Source organism: Erwinia sp. (genome assembly GCF_031978025.1).
GTDB lineage: Bacteria > Pseudomonadota > Gammaproteobacteria > Enterobacterales > Enterobacteriaceae > Erwinia.
Genome location: NZ_DALZCD010000061.1, coordinates 1 through 18550, shown reverse-complemented (window position 1 = coordinate 18550; position 18550 = coordinate 1). Strand labels below are relative to the sequence as shown.

General features: G+C 51.4%; 16 protein-coding genes, 1 tRNA gene and 2 pseudogenes. 8 read left to right on the top strand and 11 right to left on the bottom strand.

Annotation, left to right across the window (positions count from 1 at the left end; translation table 11 throughout):
* The 5 genes from RTK32_RS07075 to RTK32_RS07055 all read right to left on the bottom strand — a co-directional run.
* A partial coding sequence (locus tag RTK32_RS07075; protein WP_312042763.1) for a LysR substrate-binding domain-containing protein occupies positions 1-562 on the bottom strand: 562 nt, incomplete at its 3' end.
* A 140-nt stretch (positions 563-702) separates the two neighbouring features.
* Positions 703-1620 carry a nitrogen assimilation transcriptional regulator NAC gene (gene nac, locus RTK32_RS07070; RefSeq protein WP_312042762.1) on the bottom strand — a complete coding sequence of 306 codons (918 nt, stop codon included), beginning with the start codon at positions 1618-1620 and terminating at the stop codon, positions 703-705.
* Positions 1621-1940: 320 nt separating this feature from the next.
* On the bottom strand, positions 1941-2954 hold the full coding sequence (locus tag RTK32_RS07065; protein WP_409451071.1) for an ABC transporter permease: 1014 nt from the start codon (positions 2952-2954) through the stop codon (positions 1941-1943).
* A 26-nt stretch (positions 2955-2980) separates the two neighbouring features.
* A complete protein-coding gene (locus RTK32_RS07060; protein ID WP_312042760.1) occupies positions 2981-4465 on the bottom strand; it encodes a sugar ABC transporter ATP-binding protein in 1485 nt (494 codons plus the stop codon).
* Positions 4466-4477: 12 nt separating this feature from the next.
* A complete protein-coding gene (locus tag RTK32_RS07055) occupies positions 4478-5395 on the bottom strand; it encodes a sugar ABC transporter substrate-binding protein (protein WP_312042759.1) in 918 nt (305 codons plus the stop codon).
* A gap of 497 nt (positions 5396-5892) precedes the next feature.
* Between RTK32_RS07055 and RTK32_RS07050 the strand changes: the two genes are divergently transcribed.
* The 3 genes and pseudogenes from RTK32_RS07050 to RTK32_RS07040 all read left to right on the top strand — a co-directional run.
* Positions 5893-5968, top strand: a tRNA-Asn gene (locus RTK32_RS07050).
* A gap of 177 nt (positions 5969-6145) precedes the next feature.
* A pseudogene (locus RTK32_RS07045) lies at positions 6146-6322 on the top strand (Arm DNA-binding domain-containing protein); the annotation flags it as partial.
* Positions 6310-6453: pseudogene (locus tag RTK32_RS07040) on the top strand (MFS transporter); the annotation flags it as partial. The pseudogenes RTK32_RS07045 and RTK32_RS07040, both read left to right, overlap by 13 nt.
* A gap of 111 nt (positions 6454-6564) precedes the next feature.
* On the opposite strand, the gene RTK32_RS07035 reads toward RTK32_RS07040, so the two are convergent.
* The 6 genes from RTK32_RS07035 to RTK32_RS07010 all read right to left on the bottom strand — a co-directional run bounded on the left by RTK32_RS07035 (position 6565) and on the right by RTK32_RS07010 (position 12468).
* Positions 6565-7809 (bottom strand): ATP-grasp domain-containing protein, encoded by a 1245-nt coding sequence (locus tag RTK32_RS07035; protein WP_312042758.1) that lies wholly within the window; start codon positions 7807-7809, stop codon positions 6565-6567.
* An 85-nt stretch (positions 7810-7894) separates the two neighbouring features.
* Positions 7895-9094, bottom strand: a complete 1200-nt coding sequence (locus tag RTK32_RS07030; RefSeq protein WP_312042757.1) for a sugar efflux transporter — start codon at positions 9092-9094, stop codon at positions 7895-7897.
* Positions 9095-9134: 40 nt separating this feature from the next.
* Complete coding sequence (locus RTK32_RS07025) at positions 9135-9731, bottom strand: hypothetical protein (RefSeq protein WP_312042756.1); 597 nt, start codon at positions 9729-9731, stop codon at positions 9135-9137.
* A gap of 51 nt (positions 9732-9782) precedes the next feature.
* On the bottom strand, positions 9783-10007 hold the full coding sequence (locus RTK32_RS07020) for an acyl carrier protein (RefSeq protein ID WP_312042755.1): 225 nt from the start codon (positions 10005-10007) through the stop codon (positions 9783-9785).
* The gene (locus RTK32_RS07015; protein WP_312042754.1) at positions 10004-10957 is read right to left on the bottom strand and encodes a hypothetical protein; all 954 of its coding nucleotides are present in this window, start codon (positions 10955-10957) and stop codon (positions 10004-10006) included. The genes RTK32_RS07020 and RTK32_RS07015 overlap by 4 nt, the downstream gene beginning before the upstream one ends.
* Positions 10954-12468 carry an amino acid adenylation domain-containing protein gene (locus RTK32_RS07010; protein WP_312042764.1) on the bottom strand — a complete coding sequence of 505 codons (1515 nt, stop codon included), beginning with the start codon at positions 12466-12468 and terminating at the stop codon, positions 10954-10956. The genes RTK32_RS07015 and RTK32_RS07010 overlap by 4 nt, the downstream gene beginning before the upstream one ends.
* 590 nt (positions 12469-13058) lie before the next feature.
* Here RTK32_RS07010 and RTK32_RS07005 point away from each other — a divergent pair.
* The 5 genes from RTK32_RS07005 to RTK32_RS06985 all read left to right on the top strand — a co-directional run.
* Complete coding sequence (locus tag RTK32_RS07005) at positions 13059-14099, top strand: hypothetical protein (RefSeq protein WP_312042753.1); 1041 nt, start codon at positions 13059-13061, stop codon at positions 14097-14099.
* 20 nt (positions 14100-14119) lie between these two features.
* On the top strand, positions 14120-14362 hold the full coding sequence (locus tag RTK32_RS07000) for a phosphopantetheine-binding protein (protein ID WP_312042752.1): 243 nt from the start codon (positions 14120-14122) through the stop codon (positions 14360-14362).
* 22 nt (positions 14363-14384) lie between these two features.
* A complete protein-coding gene (locus RTK32_RS06995) occupies positions 14385-15557 on the top strand; it encodes an acyl-CoA dehydrogenase family protein (RefSeq protein ID WP_312042751.1) in 1173 nt (390 codons plus the stop codon).
* Positions 15535-17772 (top strand): beta-ketoacyl synthase N-terminal-like domain-containing protein, encoded by a 2238-nt coding sequence (locus RTK32_RS06990; RefSeq protein WP_312042750.1) that lies wholly within the window; start codon positions 15535-15537, stop codon positions 17770-17772. The genes RTK32_RS06995 and RTK32_RS06990 overlap by 23 nt, the downstream gene beginning before the upstream one ends.
* A gap of 12 nt (positions 17773-17784) precedes the next feature.
* Positions 17785-18550, top strand: a 766-nt coding sequence (locus RTK32_RS06985) for an AMP-binding protein (RefSeq protein WP_312042749.1), incomplete at its 3' end; no start/stop codon positions are given.

Here is an 18550-nt window from a genome sequence, read left to right as displayed (position 1 = left end):
CCGCCAGCGAAACCGGCTGCTCCTGCTCCAGCGGATGCCCCTGCGGCACCAGCAGCGCATGATGCCAGCTGAACCACGGGAAAGCGGCCAGCGAGGGATGATTGACAACCTGCTCACTGGCGATGCCGATATCGGCTTCTCCCGCGACCAGCATGGCCACAATTTCCTGCGGCGAGCCCTGATTTAACTCCAGACGTACATTGGGATAGAGAGCGCGAAACGCTTTGATCACTTTTGGCAGACTGTAGCGTGCCTGGGTATGGGTAGTGGCGATAGTGAGCACGCCGCTGGCTTCATTAGTAAAAACGTCTGCCAGACGACGCACCTTTCCGGCCTCATCCAGAATGCGCTCGGCAATACTTAACAGCGCCTTGCCGGGTTCCGTCATGCCGAGCAGCCGCTTGCCGCGTCGGATAAAGATTTCCACGCCGAGTTCATCTTCCAAATCGCGTATATGGCGACTGACGCCGGACTGGGAGGTAAAGAGCGCATTAGCCACTTCAGTCAGGTTAAACTGGCAGCGTGCCGCTTCCCGGATGATTTTAAGTTGCTGAAAATTCACGTGCGCCTCTCCCTCTGTTATCTGTTGGTTTCAGCCATGTTAATGAGGCCCATTGATAGCAACAAATAATAAAAAGGGGTTTTATATGCTTTTTAGCGATATAGAAGTGAGGCGCGCCAGGCCGCGCCCACAGAGAGGGGCTAGCTCACCAGCATCAGCTCGCGATCTTCCACCGCTGATTTTTTAAGGAGCGACAGCAGAATATCTTTTACCGCCTGTGCGGAAGGAGAAAGCGGGGAGCGTGCCGAGATGTTCAACGACAGCGGCAGATTCAGCGTAGGACTGTTGATGCGCGCCATCCAGGCATCGGTAGTGCTGACCAGCGCACGCGCGGCGGATTCCGGCAGCACGGTAACGCCCATGCCGCTGGAAACGGCGGCGGTCAGCGTGGCGATCGATTCAATTTCCCCGATAATGCGGGCGCTCAGACGGCGTAGCGAAAAAGCTTCGTCGACGCGTTTACGCACGGCGCTATAGTCGCGCGGCAAAAACAGATTCATTTCGGCCACGTCAGCCAGGTCGACGTTCTGTCCCGGACAGTCGGTGGCACCAACCAGATAAAGCTCTTCTTTCATTAAAGGCAGATTGGTGAGACCGGCAGACGGCGCACGATCGTAAAGTACCGCCATATCAAGCTGGCCATTCATCACTTTTTCGTTTAGTGACGCACCGCTGTTTTCATGCAGATAGACCAGCACTTCCGGAAACTGTTCACGGACGGTTTGCAATAAAGGCATGGTCAGTGAAGAGGCGGCGGTACCTGGTGCCAGACCAATCGAGACCTGTCCGGTGAGCATCTGTCCCGCATTAATCACGGCGGCCTGCGCCTGTTCGCACTGCCGTAAAATGGTCCGCGCATGGGCATACAAAATCTTACCGGCTTCCGTTGGCGTTACGCCGCGTTTGGAGCGGATAAGCAGCTGCTGGTCCAACTCATTCTCAAGCGTCGCCACCTGCTGACTGAGCGCAGGCTGTGCAATATGCAGGACTTCTGCGGCCTGAGTCAGGCTGCCGATATCGACGATTTTTACAAAATATTTGAGTCGTCTTAAGTTCATTTTGCCTCCGTCACGGAACGCCATTCTTGCTGGCGGGAAGAAATAAATTTTCATGCTGGTTCGCAGAGAAATGCAAGCGACGTGCCAGAAACTTTCGGGTACGTTTTCAGCCGATTCGTTTCAGGCTAAGCGCCAGTAAAATAAGAGAATCTGATTACCCCTAACGGAGTAACGCTTTCTACTTATCGTCAGGGTGGCGGCGCGGGCTGCACCAGCAAGGTGCAGCGCGTGCTGTCGCTCCGTGCAGGGCAGCGTTTGTTGAAGGAAAAACAGGCGGTAGCCGGTGGGAGGATCGGGGCCGACAAGCCGGCCCTGATTAACTACCGTTTTTTACGGTTGCGGTACATATCTACCGAAACGGCGCTGACAATAATAATGCCTTTGATGATGTCCTGAACGTAGGCGTCCACGCCGACAAAGGTAAAACCGCTTTTAATCAGCCCTAAAATTACCGCGCCGATCAGCGTACCCGTGATACGACCAACGCCGCCCATCAGGCTACTGCCGCCAATCACCGCCGCGGCAATCGCATCCAGCTCGTAGGACATCCCCATGCTGGACTGGCCGCTGCTAACACGGGCGGCCAGCACCACCCCTGCCAGGCCGGACAGGCCACCCGCGAGGGTGTAAACAATCACCAGGTATTTATTGACGTTAATGCCTGACACTTTAGCGGAGGTCATATTGCCGCCAATGGCATACACGTATTTGCCGTAGCGGGTATGTTTCAGGGCGATATGAAAGATAACCGCGACTACCAGGAAGATGACAACCGGCATGGCCCCCTGCCCGATAGCGGTAAAACTGTCGGAAAGGAAGCTAATTGGATTGCCCTGCGTGTAGTATTGCGCCAGCCCGCGTGCAGAAACCATCATGCCCAGCGTGGCAATAAAAGGCGGAATACCGGTTTTGGTGATGAGGACGCCGTTCACCACGCCACAAAGGATCCCCACGCCGATCCCGGCAACAACCGGTATGACTGCCGGCATGTTGACCAGCGACGGAAACATGGGTGAGAGGCTATCCGAGGTTTGGGCCAGGCTGGCCGCTACCACGGCGGTTAAAGCAATAACCGAGCCGGACGAGAGATCGATCCCGGTTGTAATAATTACCTGGGTTACGCCGACGGCGATAATGCCGATGATGGCTACCTGTAGAACGATCAGCACCAGCCGGTTTGGATTGAGCAGAAAAGACTGGTCGCGTACGTACCAACCCGCCGTTTCAAAAATCAGCGCGATAGCGACCATGACAATAAAAATGCCGGTATCTTTTGGCATTTTCCCCTTAAAACTGCTTAAAAACGAGGCCGAAGACGGCTGTTGGCTATTCATTTTTACGTCGCTCATGGTTTCAGCCCTTATTCAGACGCCAGTGACAGAATAGTTTCCTGATCGGCTTCTTCTTTAGTGAGAATGCCGGTGATGCGCCCGCCGTGCATCACCATCACCCGATCGCTCATGCCGATAATTTCCGGCAGTTCGGAAGAAACCATAATGATGGCGACACCGCGATTCGCCAGTTCGCTGATCAGCCGATAAATTTCCGCTTTCGCCCCCACGTCAATGCCACGCGTCGGCTCATCCAGGATCAACACTTTGGGCTGAGCCAGCAGCCAGCGGGCAATCAGCACCTTTTGCTGGTTGCCGCCGCTGAGGTTATTGATAATTTGATCCATAGTGGGCGTTTTGATATTCAGGCGACGGATCTGCTCCATACAGTCTTTAGCCATCTGCATATGGCTGACAAAGCCTGCCCGGCTGCTGTATTCCGGCATATTGACGATGCTCATGTTTTCCATCACCGACAGCACCAGAAACAGCCCGGACTTTTTACGGTCTTCCGTCAGGAAAGCCAGTCCCTTTTCTATCGCTGTGGAGGGGGAATCAATGTTTACCGGCACGCCATCTATCAGCACTTCGCCGCCGTCCGGATTGGCCATACCAAACAGGCTTTCCATCACCTCGCTGCGGCCCGCGCCGACCAATCCCGCTACGCCCAGAATTTCACCGCGTCGCACGCCGAAGCTGATATCGTGAAACACGCCTTTACGCTGCAAATGGCGTACCGTCAGCACTTCTTCACCGATGTCGTTATTGAACTTGGGAAAAAGTTGGGTCAGCTCGCGCCCGACCATCTGGGTAATCAGCGACTGTCGCGTATAGTCTGCCGTTGCGCTGCTGCCTACCCAGGCGCCATCGCGGAACACGCTCACCTCGTCGGTGATCGTAAAAATCTCATCCATTTTATGACTGATATAGATGATGGCTTTACCCTGCTCTCTGAGGTCGCGAATGATCGCGAAAAGATGCGAGACCTCGGTTTCGGTCAGCGCGGAGGTCGGCTCATCCATGATCACCACATCCGCATTCCACGATACCGCCTTAGCGATCTCCACCATCTGCTGCGAGGCGATACTCAGATCGCCCACCAGCACGTCAGGGGCAAGACGAATGTTCAGTCGGGTTAACAGCTCGCGAGTCTGACGATTCAGGCTGCCGTGATCGACAAAGCCATATTTCATCGGCTCACGCCCCAGCCAGATGTTTTCCGCCACCGTCATATGGGGCACCAGGTTAAGCTCCTGATGTATCATCGAAATACCCGCACGCAGCGCGTCCAGCGTATCCTGAAACGCCACCGCTTCGCCCCTGACACGGATTAACCCTTCATCCGGACGATAAATCCCTATCAGGCACTTCATCAGCGTGGATTTCCCCGCGCCGTTTTCACCCATCAGCGCGTGGACGCTGCCGGGCCTGACCCGTAAAGAGACGTTGTTCAGTGCCTTTACGCCCGGGAAGAACTTGCTGATGCCTTCGGCTTCAAGCGTATATGCGGTCATGGTGCACCCCGGCTATTTTTGATTCAGGCTGGTAAACTTCGCCATGTTTTCTTTGGTGACCAGCTGAAAAGGAATGTCGACGTTCTTCTCGACGCTTTCACCTTTCGCCAGCTTCACCGCAGCCTGTACCGCGCCTTCGCCCTGACCTTTCGCATCCTGGAAAACGGTGGCAACCATTTTGCCGTTTTTGATCATTTGCATCGCATCCGGCGTGCCGTCAACGCCCGCCACCAGCACGTGGTCGCTGTTTTTACCCAGCGCCTGAAGTGCACCAATTGCCATTTCGTCATTATTGGAAGCGATCGCCTGAATATCGTCGCCAGCGGTCAGCCAGTTACTGACGACATCCACCGCATCGTTACGCATGAATTTCGCCGTTTGTTCCTGAACGATTTTCAGGCCGGGGTATTTAGCGACAATCTCTTTCACGCCTTTGGTTCGTTCACGCGTCGATTCATTGGCCAGATCGCCTAACAGAATGGCAACGTTGCCTTTATAATTCATTTGCTTAGCCAGCGCTTCCATCTGCAAACGTCCTGCCAGCTGCGAATTGGATCCCACGTACGCCATTTTGCCTGTCAGCTCGGCGGCAGGACGACGGTTAATAAAAATCAGCGGTACGCCCGCCTTGCTCGCCTGATCCATAATGGGTTTTACCGCATTGGTGTCGACCGGATTAACAATAATGGCGTCCACACCCTGACCGATGAAGTTCTGCACCTGTTGCAGCTGCTGGGAGACATCGTTTTTCGCGTCTTCCACCTGCCCTTTAACATTTTCTTTCTGCAGCTCTTTTTGCATGGAATTGCGAACAATGGTCAGGAAGTTGTCATCAAACAGCGCCATTGACACGCCAATCTGGAGATCTTTTGCCAGCGCAACAGCGGGCAGTGAACAAACCAACAATAACCCTGCAACGAATTTTTTCATGATAAAGCCCTTTTGTGATTAGCTTGTGCGGCTGGCTGGACCTCGAATGAAAGATATTTTTTACATTCACACAACTTCACCGGCGCTCAAATAAAATTTTAAGACGGTAAACAGGCAATTATTATGTCAGCAGCTCCCTGATATTTATCTATGATTATCATCTGGTTAATTTTAACTGCAGGCGGTTTAAGGCCTAAAAAGAAACAAGAAAGCGGCACAACAGTGCAATTATTTCATAATTAACTTTTTTGAAACTTTTTCTATAAAAGCACCGAAACGCACGTTTTAAAAATGACAAATAACAAAATTTTGACACACCTCTAACATCAGCACGGCATTCGCCGTAAAGTGCGATCTGGCGCAAGAGATTGAATTTTGCCCGAACGGGCGAGAAACAGAGCGGGTTGCTGATTTTGCGGCCGAACGCGCAGAAAAATAACATTCGGCCTTTGACACGCCCGGATGCGGCCGTTAATATGCGCCCCATTGAAACCGATTCCTCTGTAGTTCAGTCGGTAGAACGGCGGACTGTTAATCCGTATGTCACTGGTTCGAGTCCAGTCAGAGGAGCCATATTCAGGTCAGCAGACGTTCCATAACGTCTGTTTTCCGCTTTTAAATCAGGCGGTTATCCTTTCCCCCGTGTTCCACCACGTCCGATAAAGTACGGCACCATCCACCCTCATTTAATGGTATATTTGCTGGTACATCCGGTTCGATCTGTTTTGTACCATCAGACGGTGGGCTAACCTGTGGCGCTTACTTACTGATATAAAAATAAGAAATACAAAGCCTTCCGGGAAAGCCGTTAAGCTCACGGACGGCTTCGGTATGTATCTGCTCATCCATCCCAACGGCTCAAAATACTGGCGTATGCAGTACCTTTTTGGCGGTAAGCAAAAAACGCTGGCTCTTGGTTGTATGCCGTAATGGGGCTGCTGGCGGCGATATTTATGTGGAAATTTGTGCCGGAAACCAAGGGCAAATCGCTGCAAGAGCTGGAATCGCAATGGAAAAAACCCGCTGCCGCCGCGCTGAGTGAGAAACTGGCGGACTGATGCGGTTGCCGGAACAGGCCGTCGCTTAAGGCTTTGTCGGCGGTTATTCACCGGCGCGGCGTCGGTGAATAACCGATTTGGCAAGCCTGCCGGCAAAAGCAGGCTTTCCGTTCAAAGTACGGGTTCGGTAAGCGGCGAGCCGGTAACCGTCACCGCCTCCAGCAGCTGTCGGCACAGCCTGTCACCCTCTACGCCCTCGTTAAAAACAGATAATGAATAAGCCGCGCGGGCAACGTAGCCGGACGGCGGCCGCGCCAGTTTATCGCCCGGATAAGCCAGCTGTACGCAATAAGTTTGCGCATCCCAGGTAATTTCCGGCGCTGGCAGCGTAACCCCATCCACCGTCATATCGAATTCCGGATATTTAAAGCTAATCGCCGCATTGAGATTTTTTTTCGGCACGACGGCATCGACGGGATCGCCGCAGGCAATCCTGCCCGCAATCAATCCGGGCGCTATACCCATCGCAAGCGTGGCAAGCCAGGGGATCAGATCGCCACCCAGACGCCCGTTGATTTCGATAATCAGGAAACCCTTCGGCGTTATTTTCAACTCGGTATGCGTTACGCCATTTTTAAATTCAATCGCTTGATGCGCCGAGGCCAGCACGGTAAGTAAATTTTCATCGCTCAGCAGCGGATCGTTATAGCTAAGCGTATGCCCCAGCTCTTCAAAATGCGGTTCAAGACCGATGCGCTTTCTTGCCACAAACATGGGCTGGTAGCATCCATCGATTATCTTGCCGTCAACGCTAATTTCCGGCCCGTCAATATACTCTTCAAGCACGGCGCCGTTCTGAAAATCTGCCGCCCCTTGATGACTGACAGCATCAGCTTCATTAAAACGTAAAACAAGTTCCTGCGGATTTTTTACCAGCGCCACGCCAATACTGCCTCCCATGCCACGAGGCTTTACCACCAGCGGGTAGCGGGTAGCGTCGGCAAAAGCCTGTGCTTCCGCCAGCGTATGGCATAACCGGCTTTTAGGTTGTAGCAGACCCGCCTCGGATAATCGTTGTCGGGAGAGGGATTTATCCCGACATCCCCTGATCCCCTCTTTGCCTGCTGAGGCCAGGCCAAAATGCCCGGCAACGTCGGCGGTTACCATGATAAATCTTTCGTCCCAGCATATCAGGCCATGAACAGGGAAATCTTTTTTAAGATTATCCACCGCTGTCACGATCGTATCAAAAGCGTAATCGCTCACCTTTATCGAACCCTGAATTAACGGTTTTTGCCAGGTGACCTCATCGGTAGAAATAAGCCAGACGTGGTATTCAGAAGCAATCTGTTCCAGCAGGTACTTCCTGTATAATTCTTTACCACAGCCCACCAGCACTAACGTTTTCCTTTCCATCTTTCCCTCATTAAATGGCAACTTCTGTCAAAAAGAGGCCGCCCGTGGCTCGGTACCAGGCGGCGCGCACAAACATAACGTCGGTTCAGATATCATTTGCACGGGCAACGTCTAATTTTTGGGAGGCAGAAGATAATGCTACCCATAGTATTAATAGCGCGGCCAAAGAAATGGATGCCACAGGCGCCAACAGCGCTACCCTGAAGCTATATAGCTGCGCCAGGATGCCGGCAAGAGAAGTCCCGAGCATCATTCCTACCCGCATTGAGTTGGAATAGAACGCGGAGGAAAAGCCTCTTTTTTCCGGCAGCGCTTCCTGGATAATCGTCACGCCTAACCCGACAAAGACCCCGTAAAATAAAGCGTTAAAACACTGCAGCAGCAGCAGCGTGACCATGGAGTCCGCCAGCTGCAGAAGCGAGTAATAGACCAGACCAAAACAAAAACCGGCCAGCATGACTTTAAATTTGCCGTAGCGCTCGGATAATCCTGATGCGATAAGCATCACCGGGATCTCCAGCAAAGCCGTCATTCCCAGCAACAGGCCGGGGAAATAGCCGGGTAATTTTATTTCGCGCAGGATATAAAGTGGCATCGCTGTAATATAAAGATGGTTTGCGAGGTTAGACAAAACGATTACGCCCCCTAATAACCAGACCACTGCCGGAACGGCGCGGCGGCCGACCTCTTTTACAGCAGACTTAACGGGCTGCACCTGCGCAGGATCCAGCATAAAGACAGAATAAATAATGACGCAGCCTGCCAGCAAAGCCGAGGCGATAAAATTAAACCGAAATCCGAAGGCATCGGCCATAATAAAGGCCAGCGCCGGGCCGGCAATCCACACCAGCGACACGCCTGCCCGCATCTGGCTGTTAAGACGCGTGGCGTTTTCCCCGGCGTTAACGGAATAGTGCCGGATCATAGAGAGCAGCAGCGGTACAGAAGCGTTGCCCGGCCCCATAAGAAAAACGCCCGTCAACAGGGCCTGCCAGGCATTGTGACATAATAAAAAAGCTAAGGCGGACAAAAAGATAGCGATAAGGGAACAGATAAAAAGCTTTTTATTGCTGTGCCCCTGATCCACCATTTTCCCCATCCATTGGTTGAAAACGATCCCCGAGGTGGCAAAACCAATACTGTAAAGCGTAATAAAAGTCGGTTGTGCCTTTAGCCCCTCGACTAAAAACGTGCTCATTACAGGTAATATGAATGCATAAGACAGAGCGGTGAGTCCGTTTATGATAAACAACCTGCCCGCCGTGCCTTTTAAAAATAATTTCATACCATCACGCTTCCATACCGCATACTTGAATTTTAAATTGCTAAGGACACAAACGGGCTACCTGTTGTTTATCCATAGCGTGATTATTGATCAAAAAAACTGGCCAGGACGTCGCTTTCGGACTCTGGCAAAGCCAGTATTCGCCAATGACTATATCGTCACCGGCGTACAATCGACAGGTTTTCCGCAAGTTACCACTGATAAGCGTATAGTCAGTAAAATATTTCTTCGTCGCCGCATCTTCACAAACGGTTTTCTCTATATGAACCTGTAAATTAACCGTAGCCGCAGGATGAATGAAGGTAATGCAGGAACCTTCTCTCGCCTGGTAAAAAGAGAAGGGAAATGCTGCTATTTCACAGGTCAGAAAGTAGCTGATCCCATCCGGAATGCGAAACCCAAACGTCCCGTCGTTAAAATAAAGCTTTTTCTTTAGCTGTGCGTTGTTCGCCAGGCTAAATGTAAAACACAGATGCCCCTCTTCGCTGCCGACAGCTATCAGGGGTTCGGGCACATTCCACTCAATACGTTGCTCTTTATCTTTATAGCAAAGCTGTAATGCGCTGCCCTGCTTTTCAATAGCCACTAAACCTGCCTGGTGATGCTCAACGTCCAGTCTTACGATGTAATTGCTCATAACGCCCTGATTTAAATAGGAAGGGCGATAAGAGTCGCCCTTATTATAAAATTACGCCGCCTTAACCTTGAGCAGGTCATACACCTCGTTCAGCGAAGAGGTAATGTTAAACTCCTCCCACTCGAGGCGGATGCCGCTTAATTTGAAAATAGACTCTGAGATATCGATGACTTTTATTGAATCCATCCCCAGGTCAAACAGCGTTCTGTCCGGATCGATCTCTTTAAGCTGAGCGGTATCTTTCCAGATGTCCAGTAGCGTCTCTTTAGCGATCATGCTTTTTCCTTTTTTATCGGTTTTAAAACCACCATTCCCCAGAAATATAATCCTGTCCCAATAACAGCAATATACTTCTGATGATCTACAGTGGAATTGTTTTCATGGTAATAACTGTCAAGATTGATCAAGCTGTCACAGGTATAGGCGTGACCAAATACCGGTATGTTATTTTTGTAAAACAGACTATCGTCCAGGCTGATAGCGCTGGCGATCTGTCGCAGGGCGCTATAGCTGAAATTGTGGCAAATAATTTGTTGCAGGCTCTCCGGCTGTAGCTGTCCCTGAGTGAGCGCGTCATCAAAAACGTAACGGATCCCTTCCAGATAATTGTTATGGATCTCGCGATCCATAGCGTTACTGACCGGGTCAATCATGTCGCCGGTCGTCAGCCGGGTTCGTTTACTGATGCCCTTGACGTCGAATTCCAGTTCACTATCGGGGCGGGTCGACACCAGACAGGCCACGGCCGCATCGCTGTTAATAGCCAGATTTTTGAACCTTGTGGTTTCATCCAACACCCTGTCGGCAAACACCAACAGCGCGGTTTTACCCTCTTCGCCTTTGAGATACTGTGCGGCGATATCCAGCGCCGCAAAAAAGTTATTACACTGGGAAAGATAAACGCCGATGGGATAGACATGCTCCAGCCCGCAGTTAATCAGGCAGCTGGCTACATCTTTATCAATGACATCCCCGTGCCGATCGCCAAACGTGCTGGAAGCATAAATGACGATATCGACCTCCGCGGCGGTAATGCCCGCCCTGGCGAAGCTTTTCTTAATAGCGCATTCCGATAAGGCGCCAAGCGTACGTTCAGTACGATGGTAGTGGCCAAACCCCATGGTTCTCAGAAAAAGCTGACTCTTGCGCACATTAGCCAGATAAACGTTGTCTTCCAGCGCCACGGGAAACTCGCCGAGTTCGTAGCCTATCGCCCCCATTTTCATGACAGATACTCCGTTTTCAGCCTGACCTTATCCCGTTTGCCGTTGCTTGTCAGAGGCAACGCATCAAGGAAAAAGACGCGGCGGGGCAGCATATAAACCGGCAGGGTTTCGGCCAGCGTTCGCCGTAAGGCTTTACTGTCATGGTTTTCAGCAACCACAAAGGCCGCCAGTTCATAACGATCCTCTGTTAAAACCGGGATGACGCAGGCATCGCTTGCCGCAAAACGTGCCATAATATTTTTTTCTATCTCGCTAAGCTCAATACGGTAACCGTTAATCTTGACCTGATCGTCCACGCGTCCACGATATTCAATATCGCCGTTGTCGTTTAACGCGCCGATATCCCCCGTGCGGTAATAGCGCGGCCGGGACGGATCGTGGTCGATAAATGCCTGCCGCGTTTTCTCCTCGTCAAGATAACGCAAGGCCAGATGTTCTCCGCTGACCTGTATTTCCTGGCTGCCCTCGCCAAAATCAACTAGCTGGATCTGCGCATGTTTTAGCGGCTTGCCAAGCGGCACCACGGTTAATGCGCTGTGCAGATATTCATAGGCCCAACACCAGGAGACCTGAACTGAAGCTTCCACAGGGCCGTAAAGATTTAGTGGCTGCGCTGAGGTATGAGTAAACGCCTGGCGAAATTTGGCCACCAGAGATACTTCAAGAGGTTCACCACAAAACATCATAATTCGCAGCGTACGTAACGCGTCGCTTTGCGGAAAGAAGTGCAAGATCTGCCGCATTAACGAGGGCACAGACTGCCAGATGGTGATGCTATGCCTGTCAAGCCAGGGCAGCAGCGAAAAAGGATCGCGCACCACCGTTTGCGAAGGTACATAAAGCGCGGCGCCGGATACCAGGCTGAGCACGATCTCTCCCAGCGAGAGATCAAAACTGTGATTGGTGGTTAAAGCCACGCGGTCGTCCGGCTTAACCGCCATCAGCTCCTGTACGCCTTCAAACCAGCGTTGATAACCAATATGGCTGAGCTCCACGCCTTTAGGCTTGCCAGTAGAGCCGGAGGTAAAGAAAACGACCGCGGGCATCTGCGGCGTTAACGACGGCAGCGCGTCTCCGGCGGCACTATAACCCTGCAATTCTGTTACGGGCTGGGAAGACTGCGCATCGATGACGGCCAGCGGCACAGCCAGCCGGGCTGCGATAGCCTCGCAAGCCTGACGATTTTTACCGTCGGTCAGCATCAGGGCTGGCGATGAAGCGTCAAAAATGGCATCAATGCGTACGTCGGGAATCTTAGGCTCAAGGGGAATATAAGCGCCGCCTGCCAGCTGTACCGCCAGGATTGCGATCACCATTTCTGCTGAACCATCAAAGAAAACCGCTACCCGCTTTTCTTTCCCGACGCTCAGCACGGGTGCAATCTTTTTTGCCACATTTACTACTGTGTTATGCAGCTGCATCCATGTTAATTCACTATTTTCATCAACCAACGCAATATTATCAGGCCGATTTTTTGCATGTTCCATCATGCTTAATACAGGTATCAACATGTTGTTCACGTTACATCCTTAATTCATTTACGAAGGTGTTATGCACTCATCTTTTGGGTGGCATTGTTTTTTTAAATTACCTGCCTTGCAGAACCAGGAAAAACCTTAAAACAGCAAATTTAGAAAAAGAAAGCACAACGGCCTTGCAAGCGTCGGGTATTCAGCGAAATATCTTTTGGGATTTTCCTTAGTTCTCTCCTCCCTTTTTGTTATTAAGCCTATTCGCCAGGGTCATAATTTACTTCCGCGCCTGCCGACAGCGTCGATCACCGGCTCTAAACATAAGAATTTTTTTCACTTTACAAATGAATATTTTTCAAAACAAAAAGATCTTCTAATGATTAATTTGTTACTGATTATTAATTCGCAAAGAGAAATAATTAAGAACTTAAAGCAACAACTTGATTTATTGGGAATTTTTAAGGAAATCCACCCTTTACCCCGCTGAATTACTGCGGCCTGTTTTTTTCTAACATGTCGAATCGCCGTTGTAAACATTAAATTATTTTCTTGAACTGTCTGGACACTGATTTCCTCATCTGATATTTTTTTTGCCAAAATCAGAGACGGATAAACCAGAGAACAAGCCCATGAACCAGTCCGTTCAGGATGGTGGCTTTATTCACTACGCCACCATGCCTTCAACAGAAAATATTAATTGTTTTATGGCTACCCTTGAATGTTATGCCCAACATAATCAGCTGGCTGATAATTTCTCACTTTCCCATTTTGAACATGAGTTTTATCTTAAAAACATCGAAAGTAATGCGTTCACCCCTACCCATTCCAACTTTGGAATAGATACGGCATGGGGATGTAACGACAGTCTTGAAATGATGACCGACCGCGTGGTTAACAGGATCAGAGAAAGATGCGGCGTCGCCATTTCTTTAGAAATGGTTTTTGACGCGACGGGATTAATACAGCGCCTGCACCAGATGGGGGATCATGCTATTTGCATTTTCGACCCTTTTTATTTGCCAGAGAGCGTTAATTATGGCATCAGGCACTCTTTAAGCGTCTGTATTGTTAATGGCTACGCGGAGAAAACAGAAAAGTTTGGACTGCTTGAGCGCAAACAAGGCCAGTCTTACGTTGCAGAAACAGAGTTGAAAAAAAGCGCGGACTATTTTATCCGTTCAAAAGGCAGTTGCCATCTGTTTCATCTGGCCAAAATCCCCCCCGTCGTTGCGTTGGCTGAGATTGATATCAAAGCCGATCTGGAAAGAATATTAACACATTTTTATTCCAGCGAGAGCCATGCCGGCCTGGCTGCTCTTGACAAGTTTCAGCAACGTTATCCTGAACTCCTGAGCTTCGATCGCGCTTTTATTATTCCCTGGGCTGAACGCTGTTTTGGTGAACGTTATGCCAACGCTCGTTTTTTACAGGCATTGCAGGATGGCGGCCATCCGGCGGCGCAAGCGCAGCCGTCTTGCTTTAAAGAACTAATTGAAATTTATAATAAAATAGGCGATCTGTGGCGCTCTTTCGAGGTATTCCATCTCTATTCGGTAAGCCAGGGTAAACCCGCTATTTTGCAACGTAACCTGACGCTGATTGCCGACATAGTGGAAAACGAGAAGCGCTGCGTGCAGCTGCTGGAAAGATTAAGAGAATCGTTACATTAACCGATAAAAAGGAAAAACAGATGTATACCGAGCGTATAAAAACTATCGCTACTGAAAACCTGTCTGAATTACTCGGCGCCACTTCTCTGCAGAACGAAGATAACCTTTATGATCTGGGTATGACCTCGCTGCAGGCGGTTACGTTAATGATCGCACTGGAGGAAAATTTCTCTATTCGTTTTCCCCACACGGCATTAAACGCTCAAAGTTTCGAGTCCGTTAATAATATCAATTCTGTCATTCAGACCGTATTGGTCAGATAACTCTCCGCACCGGGAAAATGCAGTGAATCAAACAGGCCAACAAATCAAAGAGCGTATGCACTCTCATCAGGCTACGCTGCGTACCTTAGCTGATGAAGCCGAGACGGCGGGACAGATGCCTGCCGAAGCCATAGCTGTCGCTAACCGCTGCGGTATCTGGCAGCATCTCTGTCCGCAACCGGTGGGAGGAAACTGCACCGATGCTGCCGAACTGATCGATCTATGGAAAGCCTGCGCCGCCCTTGACGGTTCGTTCGGCTGGTTATCCATCGCCTACGTGCTGGCCACAACCCACTGCGCGCTCTATTTGCAGCCCTCCGCCTGGCAGCAGGTTTTCGCCGACGGCGCCTTCCCCCTTATCGCCGGGCAGTACCAGCCAAACGGCCGCGGCATAGTTACCGAAGGTGGCTATACGCTGACCGGCAAGTGGGCTTTCGGCAGCGGTATCCATCATGCTGACTGGGCAGTGGCTGGCTTTATCCAGGTCGACAACAGCGAAGTCGTTAAGGATCTGGACGGCAGACCGGAAATAATGATTGCCGTTATTCCTCGTCAGTCGCTGACGCTTTCCGGCCACTGGGACACTACCGGATTACGCGGCACCGGCAGCATTAACTACAGCTGCGAAAATCTGTTTATTCCCTCCGCTTTTTGCTATCGCTTTGAGGATCCGGAATCCTTACGCGGCGGCGCGCTGCATCGTATCGGCATTACGGAAATATCTGCGGTTTCACACGGCAGCTGGGCTTTAGGAATGGCGCAGCGGGCGATCGATGAAATGCTGCTGCTGGCGCGAAAAACGCTGCGCGCAAATGAAAGCCAGCCGTTAGCCAGAAAAGAAACCTTTTTACTGGATCTGGCCAGATCCGCCGCCAGGCTGCAGGCCGCCCAGGCTTTTTTAACCTCGGCCACCACCGAGGCTCAGCACGAAGTAGAGCAGACCGCCGGCATCCTTCGCCAGACGCAAAACGAGATACGTTTAGCGGCAACCTTTGCCAACGAGATTTGCGCCGAAATCGCTGAGATCGCCTATCGCCAGATGGGTACGGCGGCGATTGCGCGGCGTAATCCGCTTGAGCGGGTGCTCAGGGATATCCAGACGGGCAGACAGCATATGATGATCGGTTCACAAAGCTACGTTAACGTCGCGAGAACATGGTTTGAGGTGGATAATGCCAGCAAACGTCACCGATAAGCTTGCCATCATTGGCTATGCCGGCATTTTCCCTCAGGCCGATTCGCCAGAAGCGCTCTGGGATTTACTCTGCGCGGAAAGAGACACCTTCACTGAGATCCCGCCGGATCGCTGGCCGCTGGCGGATTTCTATAGTGAAGACAAGTTCGCCCGTAACAAAAGCAGTGCTAAATGGATGGCGGCTATCGATCTTCCCGGCGCTAAACAGGCCATCTGGCCTGAGTTCCCGGCGACAGAACACGCTACGGTCGATCCGCAACAGCTGCTGCTATTACATGTAACCGGGCAGACGCTGGCCCATGCCGGTTTGTCCGCCAGCACGCTGGCGGAGAAGCGGGTCTCGGTTTCAGTGGGGTGCATGGACAGTGAAAATATGCACAACCAGCTCCTGAGCGATTTACCCGTTGGGCCGGGTACGGTGTTTGGTAATTATCAGGCGCTGTTAGCCAACCGCATCAGCCAACATTTTGGTTTTACCGGCGAGAGTAAAGCGATCAATACCGCCTGCAGCGCTTCCTTTATGGCGCTATCCGACGCCCGTGCTCAGCTGGTAAAAAACGGCGCGGATTATGCTATCGTCGCCGCCGCCAACCTGAACCTGCATCCGTTAAAATATTATGCCTTTGCCAAAGCGGGAATGCTCTCACGCAGCGGCAGCTGTACGCCGTTTGCTATCACGGCGGACGGCTACGTGCCCGGTGACTGTATCGCTGCTCTTTGCGTAACCACGCTTGAGCGGGCGCTGAAAGAGCATCACCCTGTTCACGCCGTGATTGAAGGGATGGCCGGAAATCATAACGGCAATCGGGCAGTGTCGCCCACCGCGCCCAGCGTAGCGGCGCAAATCGAACTGCTAAACCTGGCGCTCGCCGATGCCGATCTTCCTGCCCAGGCCGTGTCTTATCTCGAAGCGCACGGCACCGGCACCTCTTTAGGCGACCCGCTGGAAATTGAAGCGCTGGCGCATGTCTATGGCCATCATCCCTGCCAGGTCGGCAGCGTTAAGGGAGTAATTGGCCATACGGAAGCGGCGGCCGGTCTGGCAGCCATTATCAAGACGCTGTTGATGTTTCGCTTTAACGCTATTCCCGGAAATCATTGGGCAAAGACGCTGAATCCTCTGGTTGCCGAAAGGCTTGCTCAGCTGCAGATCGCCCGGCAGCGGCAGGAATGGACAGCAATGCCGCGACGGATTGCCGGCATCAGCTCTTTTGGCTCCGGTGGCGCAAACGGCCATATTATTTTAGGCGAGTGGCGGGCATCATCGCGGCCAGCCATAGCCACAGAGCCGCTGCCAGCGGGGTTTTATCTCTGTGAAAATAACAGTAGCGCGCCACGTAACCTGACAAGCTGGCTGGCTGGCAAGCCGTGGCGCCCTGACCCGGTACAAGGCAGGTTCTGTCGTAATGCTTTTTGGGTGAGCGAACGCCAAACGGAACGGCTACAGCCCGTGACGACCCTGCCCTTGCTGAGTGAAGCCAGCCTCAATAACAGCCCGCATGTGCTAAACCTGCTGCTTTGCCCGATAGGGGTGGTCGCGGCGACAGAGCGCTATGCGCTGAGCAGCGCAGATTTATTATCACTATTACCCGTCGGCAGCCTACAGCTTGCCCCACAGGGCGCGATGGCGAAGCTGCCCACCACCTTCGTTCAGGCGCTGGCGTCGCTGCCAGACAGCCTTGCGGCGTTAAGTCCCGCATGGCTTATCCAGGCCAAAGAGTTAGAACGCTATCAGTTCACGTTCAAGCTCCTGGTGGCGAAATGGAAAAAACATATGCCGTGCGAACCAGACGCTATCAACGAACGTCTGGCTTACGCCATGGCCTATAGCGACCTGTACGATAAATGGTCGTTGCAGCCCAAAATTATTCCGGCCTCGCTGGGTGTCATCAGAAAATTACTGAACGCCGCGCTGTTTCAGGAACGACAGTTCGCGGCCTGGTTTGGGCAAGAAGAGCTTATCGTTGATAAAATCGTCTGCGCGCTGGCTGAAGCCATTGCCGCCGGAAAAGCCGTTCCGACCGATATATTTGACGGCAGGGAGCCGGGGACAGTCGTATATTGCGCCGGTGCGACAGGCTACGATGTGGAAACGCTGAATAAGGAACCGGATCCTGATGTCCTCGTTATCCGATCCTGGATTGGTAAAAAGTTATTGCCTGACCCTGTGATAAAAAACAGCGGATTATCTCTGCCGATTTGTTTCTCTGATTAAAAGGTTTAAATAATGGTCAATGCAGTTCAGCATTATCTTACTGATTCGGCTAAGCGCTTTCCGCATAAAATAGCGGTAAAGTATCATGATGATGAAGTCACTGAGTCCGTCACCTGGCAAGAACTGGATAATTTTACCGATGCTTTTGCTTCTCACCTGCAGGCGTGTGGCGTAACAAAAGGCGATATGATCGCTTTTTATATGCCAAAATCTGTTGGCGCCATTAAATCCCTGCTATCGATTGTAAAAGCTTCAGCGGCCTATATTCCTTTGGATTATAATACGCCCGAAAACAGGCTGGCCGCCATTTTGCAGGAAAGCCAGGCAAAAATAGTTATTGTTAATCAGTACAGCGCTTATCGCGCGTCTGAAATTTTTAATAAATTTGGTCAGCATATCAAAGTTATTAATATCGACACGTTTAACTTTGACAGCAGCCGGCCAACTCGTCCCGTCGACAATACTATTTCAGTCGATCTTGCTTATGTGCTGTTTACCTCAGGATCGACCGGGACGCCCAAAGGCGTAATGATCCCGCATGGCGCAATCATTGACTATATTGACTGGTGCGTGGAGGTCTATGGACTGAGCGCGGACGATCAAATTGCCAACCATGCGCCGCTCTACTTTGATAACTCCACGTTTGATATTTATACCGCCATGAAAACAGGCGCCACCCTGCATCTGGTGCCTGAAAGCGTGAATATGATGATCCCCCGTCTCGCTGGCTGGCTCCGTGAAGAAGCGATCAGCGTATTTTTCTGTGTCCCTTCCGTGT